Annotated in this window: 12 protein-coding genes and 1 pseudogene; 9 read left to right on the top strand and 4 right to left on the bottom strand. The window is 71.6% G+C overall.

Translation table 11 applies throughout. The features are described 5' to 3' along the window. Positions 1–395: fructosamine kinase family protein (locus STRIP9103_RS28680; RefSeq protein WP_048821156.1), on the top strand; the 395-nt coding region annotated here is incomplete at its 5' end. Between the two features lie 340 nt (positions 396–735). Here the strand turns inward: STRIP9103_RS28680 and STRIP9103_RS28675 are convergent. Together STRIP9103_RS28675 and STRIP9103_RS28670 are read right to left on the bottom strand one after the other, a co-directional pair. Further along, positions 736–2,913 carry a TerD family protein gene (locus STRIP9103_RS28675; RefSeq protein WP_048821155.1) on the bottom strand — a complete coding sequence of 726 codons (2,178 nt, stop codon included), beginning with the start codon at positions 2,911–2,913 and terminating at the stop codon, positions 736–738. A 107-nt stretch (positions 2,914–3,020) separates the two neighbouring features. Then, on the bottom strand, positions 3,021–3,638 hold the full coding sequence (locus STRIP9103_RS28670; RefSeq protein ID WP_009326305.1) for a TetR/AcrR family transcriptional regulator C-terminal domain-containing protein: 618 nt from the start codon (positions 3,636–3,638) through the stop codon (positions 3,021–3,023). 142 nt (positions 3,639–3,780) lie between these two features. Between STRIP9103_RS28670 and STRIP9103_RS28665 the strand changes: the two genes are divergently transcribed. Further along, entirely contained in the window at positions 3,781–5,310 is a 1,530-nt protein-coding gene (locus STRIP9103_RS28665) for an APC family permease (protein WP_009326311.1), read from the top strand. 66 nt (positions 5,311–5,376) lie between these two features. Beyond that, a pseudogene (locus STRIP9103_RS28660) lies at positions 5,377–6,944 on the top strand (amidohydrolase). A 74-nt stretch (positions 6,945–7,018) separates the two neighbouring features. Here STRIP9103_RS28660 and paaK read toward each other — a convergent pair. After that, a complete protein-coding gene (gene paaK, locus STRIP9103_RS28655; RefSeq protein WP_009326301.1) occupies positions 7,019–8,338 on the bottom strand; it encodes a phenylacetate--CoA ligase PaaK in 1,320 nt (439 codons plus the stop codon). Between the two features lie 167 nt (positions 8,339–8,505). On the opposite strand from paaK, the gene paaA reads away from it, so the two are divergent. Genes paaA through paaE form a run of 5 tightly spaced genes read left to right on the top strand, consistent with a single transcriptional unit; the run spans position 8,506 to position 12,330 of the window. Next, complete coding sequence (gene paaA / locus STRIP9103_RS28650) at positions 8,506–9,492, top strand: 1,2-phenylacetyl-CoA epoxidase subunit PaaA (RefSeq protein WP_048821154.1); 987 nt, start codon at positions 8,506–8,508, stop codon at positions 9,490–9,492. Beyond that, positions 9,489–9,785: a 1,2-phenylacetyl-CoA epoxidase subunit PaaB gene (paaB, locus tag STRIP9103_RS28645; RefSeq protein WP_009326309.1), complete on the top strand. Its 297-nt coding sequence runs from the start codon at positions 9,489–9,491 to the stop codon at positions 9,783–9,785. The genes paaA and paaB overlap by 4 nt, the downstream gene beginning before the upstream one ends. Positions 9,786–9,812: 27 nt before the next feature. Continuing rightward, the gene (paaC, locus tag STRIP9103_RS28640; RefSeq protein WP_009326306.1) at positions 9,813–10,640 is read left to right on the top strand and encodes a 1,2-phenylacetyl-CoA epoxidase subunit PaaC; all 828 of its coding nucleotides are present in this window, start codon (positions 9,813–9,815) and stop codon (positions 10,638–10,640) included. Beyond that, positions 10,634–11,194 (top strand): 1,2-phenylacetyl-CoA epoxidase subunit PaaD, encoded by a 561-nt coding sequence (paaD, locus tag STRIP9103_RS28635; RefSeq protein ID WP_009326299.1) that lies wholly within the window; start codon positions 10,634–10,636, stop codon positions 11,192–11,194. The genes paaC and paaD overlap by 7 nt, the downstream gene beginning before the upstream one ends. Next, on the top strand, positions 11,194–12,330 hold the full coding sequence (gene paaE / locus STRIP9103_RS28630) for a 1,2-phenylacetyl-CoA epoxidase subunit PaaE (RefSeq protein WP_009326300.1): 1,137 nt from the start codon (positions 11,194–11,196) through the stop codon (positions 12,328–12,330). The genes paaD and paaE overlap by 1 nt, the downstream gene beginning before the upstream one ends. A 139-nt stretch (positions 12,331–12,469) precedes the next feature. On the opposite strand, the gene STRIP9103_RS28625 is transcribed toward paaE, so the two are convergent. Continuing rightward, on the bottom strand, positions 12,470–13,528 hold the full coding sequence (locus STRIP9103_RS28625; protein WP_048821158.1) for a heme/hemin ABC transporter substrate-binding protein: 1,059 nt from the start codon (positions 13,526–13,528) through the stop codon (positions 12,470–12,472). Positions 13,529–13,620: 92 nt separating this feature from the next. On the opposite strand from STRIP9103_RS28625, the gene STRIP9103_RS28620 reads away from it, so the two are divergent. Continuing rightward, positions 13,621–14,410, top strand: a 790-nt coding sequence (locus tag STRIP9103_RS28620; RefSeq protein ID WP_063747326.1) for an LPXTG cell wall anchor domain-containing protein, incomplete at its 3' end; no start/stop codon positions are given.

The raw sequence follows: 14,410 nt of genomic DNA, 5'->3' as shown, positions 1-14,410 counted from the left end.
ACGCCGGCACGATCCGCCCGGCCGAGGCGACCGTCGTCGAGGAGGTCTGCGTACGCCTGCCCGACCTCGCGGGCCCCGCCGAGCCGCCCGCCCGGCTGCACGGCGACCTGTGGAACGGCAACGTGCTCTGGGGCCCCGACGACGAGGCCTGGCTGATCGACCCGGCCGCACACGGCGGCCACCGCGAGACCGACCTCGCCATGCTGGCCCTCTTCGGCTGCCCCCATCTGGACCAGGTCCTCACCGGCTACCAGGAGACGGCACCCCTCGCCGACGGCTGGGTGGACCGGGTGGGACTCCACCAGCTCTTCCCGCTGCTGGTGCACGCGGTGCTCTTCGGACGGGGATACGCGGAACAGGCGCTGATGGTGGCCCGGGCGGCGCTCACGCGATGAGCCGGCGGCCCGCCGCCGGATACGACGACCGGGAGGCGCCGGTGTGGCGCCTCCCGGTCGGAAGCCGAGAGCGAGGAGAGCGAAGGGGCTGTGCGTTCAAGCCGCTTTCACGGCGGGTGAGAAGGAAGCCTCTTCATGGCCTCGCCGCGAGCAACCGTAACAGCCGGTCCGAGGCCATGTCGCTGGGATTACCGGCGTCCGAGCGCATACGAGAACCGGGAGGCGCCGGTGTGGCGCCTCCCGGTCGGAGGTCGAGGGCGAGGAAAGCGAAAGAACTCGTTTCAGGAAAGGAATTGAGAAGGAAGCCCCTTCATGGCCTCGCCGCAGGCAACGCTAGCACTCATGCCGGGATCAGGTCGCGCAGATTTTCGAGGGTGATGATCCGGGAGTCCGGGTGCAGCCCCTCCGGGCGTTCGAGACCGATGTACGTGACCGGCTCCTCCGGGACCGACTTCCCGTCCCACGACTCCACGCTCGTGGTGTCGTCGGCGCCCGTCATCAGGTCGACGAGGTACCGGATCGTCAGCTGCTCGCGCTCCACGACGGCGCGCACCACCTTCGACACCGACACCTGGTTCTCCTCGACCCGGTTGGCCGACGACAGGCCCCGCAGATAAAGGTGCAGCCACTTCGCGCGCCACCGGCCGTCCTCCCCGCGCCGGAACACCAGCGGCAGCGCGATCCGCCCCGGCCCGCGCAGCTCCGACTTCATCCGCACCGTGCGCGGCTCGAACGGACGGCCCTTCTGCTCGCCGTCGCGCAGCATGAAGCCGAAGAACGACTCCTCGACCTCCTCGAAGCCCTCGCCGGCGTAGATGTTGACCTGCGGCACGATGAACGTGCCGCGCACCTTGTCGAGCCGCAGATTGATGAACTCCGAGGCCCCGTCGGGCGCTTCGGTGATGTCGCCGGAGTGCTCGCCGCCGACGGACTTGAGGGAGGTGTAGGAGAGCCAGGTGTCGGTGCTGTAGTCACGGTGGAGCAGCAGTGCCGACAGGTCGTAGTCGGTCCGCTGCCGGGCCTGCTTCCAGTAGGTGAAGAAGCGCAGCAGTTCACCGTCGACCGCCGAGACCGAACCCCGCGGCAGTACGCCGAGCCCGGCCGCCGTCGCCTTGCCGCTGAGCGGGAGCGCCACGTCGAGGACGTCGGGGTCGACCAGCAGCCGGCCCGGCGCCGGGAGCCGACGGCGCAGCTCGGCGTCGAGCGCGGCGATCAGGCGGTCGCGGTCGGCGGCCGGTACGGCAGGGCGGTGGTCGGGGGTGACCCAGGCGCGGCCCCGGCGGTTGACGAAGATCCGGCGTTCACCGGACTCGCGTTCACGGTTGTGGAAGTGCTCGCGCACCGACAGAACGACCCGGCCGGAGACCTGGGAGACGATCTCCTCCGCCGCGGCCACCACCGCGTCCCGCTCGCCCTGGTCGGCGGCGATGCGCAGCAGCAGGTCCAGCGCACGGAACAGCTTGCCCGGCGCGGACTTCAGCAACGCCACCGCACCCGGGATGTCGTACTCGTCGAGCAGCTCCTCGACCCGGCTGTCGAAGGACCGCGCCTTCTTCTCGCCCCGCGCGACGGCGAACACATCGGCGGCGTGCGGCCAGCGCGGGTACTCGTGCGGGTGCAGCCGCTCACCGAGCCGCTTGAAGGGCTCCCGGTGCGCGTGCACATCGGCGAGCTTCGCGGGGTTCGCCGCGACCACGGCGTCGAGGCCCGCGAGCAGCGCCCGCCGAATCGGCCGCGGCAGTGTCCGGAACCGGGTCGGCTCCTGAAGCGTCACATCACCGCCCGAGACCGCGCACGCCAGCCGGAGCACATCGGTGACGGTGTCCAGCAGCGGGTCCGCGCCGACACCGAGCCGGGCCTCGTTGATGACCGCGCGGTTCTCCCGGACCGGGATCACCTCGGGCTGCGGGCCGCTCGCGCAGTGCCCGGCGAGGGTCCTGAGGTCGCTGAGGTGCTCCTCGCCCAGCGGGGTGGTGCTGGTCGCCAGCGCCAGGTAGAGCGCGGTGAGCTCGTCGTCCAGGTCGCCGCCCGGGTGCAGGACCGTCAGACGGTCTCCGGCCCCCGCGATCAGCTCGTCGTGGCGGGCCAGCATCTCCTCGTACGTGTGCTGGTACCTGCCGTACGTCGGCAGGGAGAGCAGGTTCACCACGCCCCGCGCCAGCTGGGCCATGGTGCCGGCCCGTGTCCGGTCGTCGCTGAGGGCCCGCTCGACGCAGTCCATCCAGAACTCGGCCGTGTCGGGCACGTTCGCCGGGAAGTCGACGAAGTAGGAGTTGTGCCGGACGTGGTCGCCCACCATCTCGCGCACGGTGCGCAGCGTCCGCCTGGCGGTGTGCACGACCGCGGCCTCGGACAGCCCCGACAACCGCTCCAGCAGCTCCCGCGAGAGCTTGAAGCCGACGGACATCAGCACGGCGTCGAACTGCCGCGCCGCAGCGGTGCCTTCGCCCGCGGACCCCTTGGGGGCGGGAAGGCGGTGGGTGTGCCGGAGGACCAGCGATTCCAGACTGTGGGCCATTCGGGGATGATCGCAGAGGTGTACGAGCCGACGCACCGGGATTTTCCAGGACCTGTCCGCCGATTCCCGTCGTCGCCGCGAGACGGACGGGAACCGGCGGACAGCCTCTAGACCTGCGCGTACGCCTCCAGCCTCTGCCGCGCGTGATCGAGGAACCCCTCCAGCGCCAGCTCGAACGCGGCGTCCGCACGGTCGTCGCCGACCGCGTCCAGCGCCTCGGCGAGCCGTGGTGTGGCCGTCTCGTCGGTGATCTCCCACATGGCCACCGGTGCGGCGAGGTCCAGGGCCGAGCCGAGGACGACGTTCTCCAGGGCGACGAGTACCGGCATCACATCGGGGAGCGGGAACCCCGTGTCGAGGAGCAGGGCCACGGCCCGCTCGTACTGTTCGAGGACGCGCGGTGCCCGGACCGGTGAGGTCATCAGCAGCGGGATGGCCCGGGGGTGGGCGGCGAAGGCGGCGCGGTAGGAGCGGGCCCATGCCGCCAGGGCCTCGTCCCAGGGGCGGAGGTCGAGGGCGGAGACGTCGATGCCCTCCGCGACCCGCTCGCGCAGCAGTTCCACGATGCCGTCCCGGCCGTCCACATGGTGGTACACCGAGCCGGTCTGCACCCCGAGCCGACGGGCGATCTGCGGGACGCTGAACTCGCCCTGCGCGTCGACGAGTTCGAGTGCGGTGGTGGTGATGCGCTCCCGGTCGAGCAGGGGCGTGCGCGGCCGTCCCATGGTGTCCGTCCCCTTCAGGGTCTTCCCAGCAGTCCAGGTGAAGGCTCCATTGCGAAAACCGAAAGCCTTTAGGTTTACGGGCCAGGTCACCCCGCACGCCCGGTACTCTCGTCCCCGCCCGCAGCCAGAAGGACCTTCCCTCATGACTGTCACCCCCTCCGCGGCCGGCCCGGTCCCGGCCGGGAGCGCCCCGGCCCAGACCCCGGCGCCCTCCCTCCGCTCCGGCTCGCTCGGCACCGCCGACATCGCCTTCTTCGTCGTCTCCGCCGCCGCCCCGCTCACCGTGATGGCCGGCGTCGCCCCGCTCGCGATCCTGATGGGCGGCATCGGCGCCCCCGTCGGCTACCTCCTCGCCGGTGTGACCCTCGCCGTCTTCGCCGTCGGGTTCACCACCATGAGCCGTCACGTCCGCAGTGCCGGCGCCTTCTACGCGTACATCACCCGCGGCCTCGGCCGCCGGGCCGGCATCGGCGCCGCGCTGCTCGCGCTGATCGGCTACAACGGCATGGAGATCGGCGTCTACGGCCTCCTCGGCACCGCCACCCGCGACACCGCCCACGCCCTGTTCGGCGCCGACATCCCCTGGCTGCCCGTCTCCCTCGCGGGCCTGCTGCTCATCGGCTACGGCGGCTACCGGTCCATCGACTTCGGCGCCAAGGTGCTCGGCGTCCTGCTCGTCGCCGAGACCGGCATCCTCCTGCTGCTCGCCGCCGGAGTGCTGGTCAAGGGAGGCGCCGACGGTCTCTCCCTCGCCTCACTCGCCCCGGACAACGTCCTGGTGCCCGGCATGGTCGCCGTCCTGGCCTTCGCGTTCGCCGCGTTCACGGGCTTCGAGTCGACCGTCATCTACCGCCGTGAGGCCCGCGACCCGGCCCGTACGGTGCCCCGCGCCGCCTATCTCGCCGTCGGCTTCCTCGGCCTGTTCTACGCGTTCATCGTGTGGACGGTGATCCAGGCCTTCGGTGACGCCCGGGTCATCGCGGCGGCCGGCGCGAACCCGGTCGACCTGTTCTTCGCCGCCATCACCACGTACGTCGGATCCTGGGCGGCGGATCTGATGCACATCCTCATCGTCACCAGCGTCCTCGCCTCCCTCCTCGCCTTCCACAACGCCATCAACCGCTACGGCCTCGCCCTCGCCGAGGAGGGGATCCTCCCCAAGGCCCTGGCCCGCGTCCACCCGCGCCACCGCTCCCCGTACGTCGCCGGCCTCGCGCAGACCGCCCTCGGCGCGATCGTCGTCCTCACCTTCGCCGCGGCCGGCGCCGACCCGTACATGCAGCTGCTGCTGTGGGTGAACACCCCCGGCATGCTCGCGCTGATGCTGCTGCAACTGCTCGCCGTGATCGCCGTACCCCTGTACTTCCGACGCGTCACCCACACCGAGGGCGCCCTGCGCACGGTCGTCGCCCCCGTCGTGGCGGCGGTGCTCCTCGCTGGTGCCATCGTCCTGGTCGTCACCCACCTCGACCAGTTCACCGGCGCCTCCACGACCGTCAACACCGTCCTCGCGGCCGTCGTCCCGGCCATCCTCGTCATCGGCCTGGCCCTCGCGTGGTGGCTGCGCCGAGCCAGGCCGGAGGTGTACGCGGGCTTCGCCGCGGAGCCGCCGGTGAACACCGACGAGGCATCCGTGAACGCCGCCGAGCCACTGGCGAACGCCGACGGGTGACACCCCGCCGCTCAGCCGCCGCCCGCTCCATCGAACCCGCTCCATCGCTCCGAGGAGACCCGCTCCATGCCCACCGCCGATCTCGTCATCACCGGCGCCCACGTCCGCACCCTCGACCCGCGGCGGCCGTACGCCACCGCGGTCGCCGTACGCGACGGACTGATCGCCGCCGTGGGGGAGACGGAGGACGTACGGGACTGGCGCGGCCCCGGCACCGAGATCGTGGACCTGGGCGGCGGCCGGCTGGTGCCCGGCCTGGTGGACAGCCACAGCCACCCCGTGTGGGGCCTGGACATGGCCACCGGGCTGGACCTGACCGCCGTACGCGACCTCGACGGACTGCGCGCCGAGCTCAGCTCCGCCGAGCGGACCGACGGCTGGGTCATCGGATACGGCCTGGACCACAACGTCTTCGGGGGCCGCCCCATCGACCGCGCCCTCGTCGAGGACGTACTGGACGGCGCCCCCGCCTTCCTCCGTCTCTACGACGGCCACTCCGCCCTCGTCACCGAGGCCGCGCTCAAGCCGCCGGCATCACCGGGCCACGCGCCTTCGCCCAGCGCTCGCACCTCGCCGTCGACGCCGACGGACGGCTGACCGGGCATCTCGTCGAGCACGCCGCGATGGAACTCGTCCAGCCCGTCCTGCCCCGGCCGTCGTACGACGAACGCCGCGCCCGGCTGGTCGAGTTGCTGCACTCCATGGCGGCCACCGGGCTCACCGGCGCCCATGTCATGGACCTCGGCGACCTCGACCTGGTGGGTGCCGTCGCGGAGGAGACCGTCCTGCCGCTGCGGCTGCGCTTCGCGCCGTGGTGCATGCCCGGCGCCGACGCGGACGACCTGGCGGAACTCGTCGCCCTGCAGGGCCGGGGCGGACGGCACTGGCGGGTCGGCGGGGTGAAGTTCTTCATGGACGGCACCGTCGAGGGCGGCACCGCCTGGCTGGACCACCCCGACTGCCACGGTCAGGGCACGGACGCGTTCTGGCCGGACCCGGCCGCGTACAGCGAGGCCGTGCGTCATCTGCACCGCGCCGGGGTGCGGACCGCGACCCACGCCATCGGGGACGCCGCCGTACGGCATGTCCTCGACACCGTCGAGTCGTTGGGCCCCGGCGGTCGGCTCGCGCACCGGGTGGAGCACATCGAGTCGGTGCCCGACGATCTGGTGGCGCGGTTCGCCGAGTCCGGGGTCATCGCCCCCATGCAGCCGCCGCACACCGCGTACACCTGGGCCGACCTGACGGACGAGTGGTCCGTGCGGCTCGGTGAGGAGCGCGCTCTGCGGGCCTGGCGACTGCGGGATCTGCGGGATGCGGGTGCCGTCGTAGCGCTGGGCTCGGACTGGCCCATCGCCCACTACGACGCCCGTGCGGTGGTGGCCACCGCCAGGGCACCGAAGGGGGCGGCGTCCTCCCGGGACGGGCTCACCGGGGTCCAGGCGCTGGAGGGGTGCACCAGCCATGCGGCCGTTGCCGCCGGCGAGGCCGACGCGGCAGGTCGTATAGCCGTAGGGTTCCGGGCCGACCTCACGGCGCTGGGCGTCGACCCCGTGGAGGCGCCGGCCGACGAGGTCGGTGAGGCGCCGGTGCTGCTCACCGTGACGGGTGGGCATGTCGTGTACCGGGGGTGACTGAGAGCGAGAGCGGCGTCGGGGAAGTGGAGGCTTCGGGCCGCGGGTTCCTTGTGACCGGTCGCTCCCCGGGGTCACTCCGTGGACTCGCGGAGGTCCTTGACCCGCTTCAGCTTGCCCACCGACCGCTCCAGCGTCTCCGGGGCCACGACCCTCACCTCAACCGTCACCCCCACGCCCTCCTTGACGCCCTCGGCGATCGACGCGCCGGCCGGGGCCCGCTGCTCGGGAGCTGTGTCGGGTCGGGCCTCCACGAGCACCGTCAGATGGTCCAGGCGGGCACGGCGGGTCAGCTGGATCTGGAAGTGCGGGGCCACACCTGGCGTACGCAGGACGATCTCCTCGATCTGGCTGGGGAAGACGTTGACCCCACGCAGGACGATCATGTCGTCGCAGCGGCCGGTGATCTTCTCCATCCGGCGGAACGCGGGGCGGGCGGTGCCCGGGAGCAGGCGGGTCAGGTCGCGGGTGCGGTAGCGGATGACGGGCAGGGCCTCCTTGGTGAGGGAGGTGAAGACGACCTCGCCCTTCTCACCGTCGGGCAGGACCTCGTCCGTGAGCGGATCGACCACCTCGGGGTAGAAGTGGTCCTCCCACACGTGCAGCCCGTCCTTGGTCTCCACACACTCCTGGGCCACCCCCGGGCCGATCACCTCGGACAGTCCGTATATGTCGACGGCGTGCAGTCCCGCCCGCTCCTCGATCTCGCGCCGCATCTCCTCCGTCCACGGCTCGGCGCCGAAGATGCCGACCCGCAGGGAGGTGGAGCGCGGGTCGACGCCCTGCTTCTCGAACTCGTCGAGCAGCGTGAGCATGTAGGACGGCGTGATCATGATGATCTCGGGGCGGAAGTCCTGGATCAGCCGGACCTGGCGGGCCGTCATACCGCCGGAGACCGGGATCACCGTGCACCCGGCGCGCTCGGCCCCGTAGTGCGCCCCGAGGCCGCCGGTGAACAGGCCGTAGCCGTAGGAGATGTGCACCTTGTGCCCCGGACGGCCCCCGGCGGCCCGGATCGAACGGGCGACCACGTCCGCCCACATCGACAGGTCCCGCTCCGTGTAGCCGACGACCGTGGGGCGCCCGGTGGTCCCGCTGGAGGCGTGGACGCGCCGTACCTCGGACATCGGCACCGCGAACATGCCGTACGGGTAGGTGTCCCGCAGGTCGGCCTTGGTGGTGAAGGGGAACCGGGAGAGATCGCGAAGCGATCGGCAGTCGTCCGGGGCGACCCCGGCCGCGTCGAACTTCTTCCGGTACGGCTCCACGTTGTCGTACGCGTGGCGCAGGGTCGCCCGCAGCCGGTCCAGCTGGAGCTCCGCCAGCTGTGCCCGGGTCAGGCGCTCGGCGTCGTCCAGCAGGTCGTGGGGGAGCGGTTCGCCCAGGCTGCCCATCGTCACTCCTTCGTCGTCGTGACCGCGGCGGGGCCGCGCCATTCTCTCCCTCATCCTGCTCATCCTGCGCCCTGACCGAGCATTCGGTCAGGACCCGGGGCTTGCCCGGCCTCAGGAATCACGTCACACTGGAACCGAACGAATGGTCGGTTGGGAAGCGGGTTTCGATGACGACGCCACACTCCGCCGGGGCACCGTCCGAGGACGCTCCGGACGCGCTCCAGGAGCACTTCGACGCGACGATCGCGCGGGACCAGCGGATCGAGCCGCGCGACTGGATGCCGGACGGCTACCGCAGGACCCTGATCCGGCAGATCGCGCAGCACGCGCACTCGGAGATCATCGGTATGCAGCCGGAGGGCGAGTGGATCACCCGGGCGCCCTCGCTGCGCCGCAAGGCGATCCTCTTCGCCAAGGTCCAGGACGAGGCGGGCCACGGGCTGTATCTGTACTCGGCGGCGGAGACGCTGGGAGCCGACCGGGCGGACCTCACACAGAGGCTGATCGAAGGGCGCCAGAAGTACTCGTCGATCTTCAACTACCCGACGCTGAGCTTCGCCGACGTCGGCGTCATCGGCTGGTTCGTGGACGGCGCGGCGATCTGCAACCAGGTGCCGCTGTGCCGGTCGTCGTACGGGCCGTACGCGCGTGCGATGGTGCGGATCTGCAAGGAGGAGTCGTTCCACCAGCGGCAGGGCTACGAGCTGCTGCTGACGATGATGCGCGGCACCGACGCCCAGCGGGAGATGGTGCAGGACGCGGTGAACCGCTGGTGGTGGCCGTCGCTGATGATGTTCGGCCCGCCCGACGACGCCTCGCCCAACTCCGCGCAGTCCATGGCCTGGAAGATCAAGCGGCACTCCAACGACGAGCTGCGCCGGCGTTTCGTCGACATGACCGTCCCGCAGGCCGACAAACTCGGCGTCACCCTGCCCGACCCCGAGCTGCGCTGGAACGCCGAGCGCGGCCACTACGACTTCGGCACCCCCGACTGGGCCGAGCTGAAGCGGGTGATCAGCGGCGACGGACCGTGCAACGACCGGCGGATGGAACGCCGCAGGACCGCCCACGAGGAGGGCGCCTGGGTCCGTGAGGCGGCCATCGCCCACGCGGCCAGGCAGAGCGAACGAGCCCGGAAGGGGACGGCGGCATGACCGGCACGAACAAGGGCGACTGGCCGCTGTACGAGGTGTTCGTACGCGGCAAGCGCGGCCTCAACCACGTCCACGTCGGCTCGCTGCACGCCGCCGACGACACCATGGCCCTCACCCACGCCCGCGACCTGTACACCCGCCGCAACGAGGGAGTGTCGATCTGGGTGGTCCGCTCGGAGCACATCGCCGCCTCCACCCGCGACGAGAAGGACCCGTTCTTCGAGCCCAGCGCCGACAAGGTGTACCGCCACCCGACCTTCTACGACATCCCCGAAGACGTCCCGCACATCTAGTCCCCTCAGTCACCTCAAGGAACAGGCATGAGCGACGACCACGTCTACCTGACCCTCGCCGAGGGACACGAGGACGACACGCGCTGGGCGTACGGCACCGGCTTCGAGGACCCGCTGCACGGTGTCGACACCACTGTGCCCGAGGGCGTCGACACCGCTGAACTGGCCGCCGTCTGCGTCGCGTTGGCCGACGACGCCCTCGTCTCGGCCCAACGGCTCGCCGAGTGGACCACCCGCGCCCCCGAGCTGGAGGAGGAGGTCGCCCTCGCCAACATCGGCCTCGACCTCCTCGGCCAGGCCCGTCTGCTGTACTCCCGCGCGGGTCAGGTCGACGGCACCGGGCGCGGCGAGGACGCGTACGCCTACTTCCGGGACGCCGACGACTTCCGCAACGTACGCCTCGCCGAACTCCCCAATGACGACTTCGCGTTCTCCGTCGTCCGGCTCCTGATCCTGTCCACCTGGCGCCTCGCCCACTTCGAACGGCTGGTCACGCACCCGGACCCGGTCCTGTCGGCCATCGCCGCGAAGGGCGTCAAGGAGCTGACGTACCACCGGCAGTACGCGGCCGACTGGGTGGTGCGGCTCGGCGACGGCACCGAGGAGTCCCACCGGCGGATGCGCAGGGCCCTGGAGCGAGTGGCCCCGTACTTCGGCGAGTTGTTCACGGCGTACGACGTCCGGGACGAGGTCGCCGCCGTACTCCGCCAGGTGACCGAGGCCGCCGGTCTCCCCATGCTGGTGTACCGCCCGCTGCCGGGCGCCGGCCGCAACGGTGACCACACCGAGCATCTGGCCCCGTTGCTCGCCGAGTTGCAGAGCGTGGCCCGGGCCCACCCGGAGGCGACATGGTGACACCGCCGGTCGGTCTCCGGACCACGTCGCGCGAAGGGGCCACCCCACCGCCGACGCAGGCCCTCGACGCGCGCCGCGCCCGGCACATCGCCGAACAGGTGCCCGACCCCGAGCTGCCCATGCTGACCCTCGCCGACCTGGGCGTCCTGAGGGACGTCCAGCTGACCGGGGACGGCACGGTGATCGCGAGCCTCACCCCGACCTACTCCGGGTGTCCCGCCATGGCCGAGATGCGCGCCGACGTCGCGGCGAGGCTGCGCGCGGCCGGATACGAGCGCGTGGAGATCCGCACGGTCCTGAACCCGCCCTGGACGACCGACTGGATCACCGCCGCGGGCCGCCGCAAACTCACCGAACACGGCATCGCCCCACCCGGCACGGCCCCACGCGGCCCCGTCCCCCTCACCCTGTCGCCCACCCGGCGCACCGTCCCCTGCCCCCGCTGCGGCTCGGCGGACACCGAGGAGACCTCCCGTTTCGCCGCCACGTCCTGCAAGTCCCTGTGGCGCTGCCGCACCTGCCGCGAGCCGTTCGAGTACGTCAAGGAGATCTGATGGAAGGCCTGAGGGAAGAGCCGACGGGCACGGTCGCGGCGGCCCCCACCCCGGAGGTACGCCCGCGCCCCCGCCGTCGGCCGGCCTTTCACCGGCTCCGCGTCGCCGACGTACAGCCGTTGTGCGAGGACGCGGTGGCCGTGGGCTTCGAGATCCCGGACGAGCTGGCGGAGGAGTTCGCGTTCCTGCCGGGTCAGTCACTGACGCTGCGGCGGGAGGTCGACGGGCGGGACGAGCGGCGGTCCTACTCGATCTGCTCGCCGGTCGGGTCGGCGCCGCGGATCGGGGTGCGCGTGGTGCCGGGCGGGTTGTTCTCGTCCTGGCTCGTCGGCGACGTACGGCCCGGTGACACCGTGGAGGTGATGGCACCCACCGGGTTCTTCACCCCGGACCTCGCCACCCCCGGCCACCATGTGCTGATCGCGGCGGGCTCCGGCATCACCCCCATGATCTCCATCGCCGAGTCGGTCCTGGCGGCGGACGCCCGCTCGACCGTGACCCTCTTCTACGGCAACCGGCGCAGCGGCACGGTGATGTTCGCCGATGAGCTGGCCGACCTGAAGGACCTGTACCCGGCCCGCTTCCAGCTCGCCCACGTGCTGTCCCGGGAACCCCGGGAGGCCGAGGTGCTCTCGGGCCGTCTGGACGCCGAACGGCTCTCGGCGCTGATCGACGCCCTGGTCGATGTGGAGAGCGCCGATCACTGGTGGCTGTGCGGCCCGCACGGCATGGTCCGCGACGCCCGACAGGTCCTGGCCGGACTCGGGGTCCCCGCCGACCGCGTCCACCAGGAGCTGTTCCACGCAGACGACGAACCCGTACGGGAGGTGCGCCACGAGGAGGCCGCCGCCGAGGGCCCGGTCAGCGAGGTCACCGTCACGCTCGACGGCCGCTCCACCACCGCGCCCCTCTCCCGCGAAAGGACCATCCTCGACGGCGCCCAACGCACCCGCCCCGACCTGCCGTTCGCCTGCAAGGGCGGCGTCTGTGGCACCTGCCGCGCCCTGATCACCGACGGCAAGGCCGACATGCGCCGCAACTTCGCCCTCGAACCGTCCGAGGTCGAAGCCGGCTACGTGCTGACCTGCCAGTCGTACCCGGTCTCCGAAACCCTGACGGTGGACTACGACAGCTGACACACCTTCAGCCCGTCCAGCCCGTCCGGCGATTGAGGACGAGCCCGAAGGGCGACAAGGGGGTCTGGGGGCGTAGCCCTCAGGAGACGGGAATGGGGAGGGGCGGCGGGGGCGAAATCCCTCCGGCTCCCCCCCACCGTCACCCCTGGTGCAGCCGCTCCACCAGAATGTCGATCACCAACGGCGTCCGAGGCCCATGGCTCAGCAGCACCCCGTCCTCCAGATCGACCACCCGCCGGTCCATCCCGGCCGGAGTCTCCTTGATCCCCGGGATCTCCACGAGCCCGTCGACACCCCCCACGGACTCCAGTCCCTTGGTCATCATCAGGATCACCTCGGGCTGGGCCTCGACCAGAGCCTCGCTGGTGATGGGGGTGAACGGTTTGTCGAGCCCGGCGGCGACCCCGGCGTCCTCCGCCCCGGCCGCCGCGATGAGGGAGTCCGCGCCGGACCCCTTGCCGCCGATGAGGTAGACGGCGGCCGAGCCCCGCATGTAGAGGAACGCGACCTTGGGCTTGCTGCCCTTGGGCACGGCGGCCCGCGCCGCCTTCAGGTCGTCGGCGATGCGCCGGTTGAGCGCCTTGCCGGCCGCGGGCACGCCCAGCGCCTCGGCGACCCGGGTGGTCCGCGTGCTCACATCGGCGAGTTCGGAGGCCGGATCGAGCACGACGACCGGGATCCCGGCATCCCGGATCTGGTCTAGGGCCTCACCGGGACCGGTGTCGGTGTCGGCGAGCACGACCGTCGGATCCAGCGAGAGCACGCTCTCCGCGCTCACGTCATGCGCCTTGGTGACCTGGGGAAGGTCCTTCGCCTCCTTGAACGTGGCGGTGATGTCCCGCCCGACAACCTTGTCACCGAGGCCGAGGGTGAACACGATCTCCGCGATGCCTCCGTTGAGCGGAAGGATCCGTGAGGCGTCCTCGACGGTGACCTTCCGGCCGTCGGACGAGTCGACGGTGACGGGCAGTTCCGGCGTGGGCGCGTCTCCTTCGAGCGGCACGAGGGAGTTCGTCCTCAACTGCTTGACGGCCGCCGCCGCGCGGGCGCTCGCGGACGACGGCGAGGGGTCCGCCCCCTTGGCTTCACCATCACCGCCGCTGCCCGCGCATCCGGCGGCGAGCACGGCGAGAGCGACGGCGACGGCGGCAACTCCCCTTCGAGCAAAGGAGAGTTGAGGTCTTCCGTTCGTACGCATCGAACCGCCTTCCATGTCTACCGTTCTCAACAGTTGTTCGTTACCTTAGGTTAGCCTTACCTGAGTTTCCTGTGGTGGGAGTGCTGACACCGATGCACAGACGTGGCTTACGAGCCCCGCGCGCCCTGAGAGTCGTCCCGGCCTCGATCGCCGTCGCGAGCGCCCTGGTCCTCGCCCCGGCCCCCTCGGCGGTGGCCGCCGGCGGCTCCGCGACCGGTCCCGAGGGCCAGAAGCTCACCGTCTCCGCATCCGCCGGGCTCGACCCGGCCGGCGAGACGGTCACCGTGTCCGGCTCCGGCTACAACACCGAGAAGGGCATCTACGTCGCCTTCTGCGTGGACAACGGCGCGGGCAGGACGCCCACACCCTGTGTCGGCGGCGTCGACACGGCAGGCGAGTCCGGCGCCTCGGTGTGGATCTCCTCCGACCCGCCCTCGTACGGGGAGGGGTTGGCCAAGCCCTACGGGGGCAGCGGGCACAAGGGCACGTTCTCGGTGCGGCTCAAGGTCCGGGCCAAGGACGCCAACACCGACTGCGCCAAGTCCGGTGTGACCTGCTCCGTGATCACCCGCAACGACCACACCCGGGGCAGCGACCAGAGCCAGACGGTCCGTATCCCGGTGACCTTCGCCGGAGCCGACGACGACACCGGCTCCGGGACCACGGCGTCACCGACCCCGACGGCCGACTCGGTCACGACCACCGGCGGCACGAACGGCGCCGAGAGCGACACGGGCACCTCGGACGACCCGCTGGCCAGCACCGGCAGCGCCGCCGTACCGCTCGGCATCACCGCGGCCGGCCTGGTCGCGGCCGGTGGCGCCGCCTGGTTCTGGGCGCGCCGACGCCGTACCGCAGCGGCCACGGGGTCGACGGCCGAGG

The organism is Streptomyces ipomoeae 91-03, from assembly GCF_000317595.1.
Taxonomy (GTDB): Bacteria; Actinomycetota; Actinomycetes; order Streptomycetales; family Streptomycetaceae; genus Streptomyces; species Streptomyces ipomoeae.
Note: the sequence above shows the minus strand (reverse complement) of the source record. Positions and strands in the feature narration are given on the sequence as shown.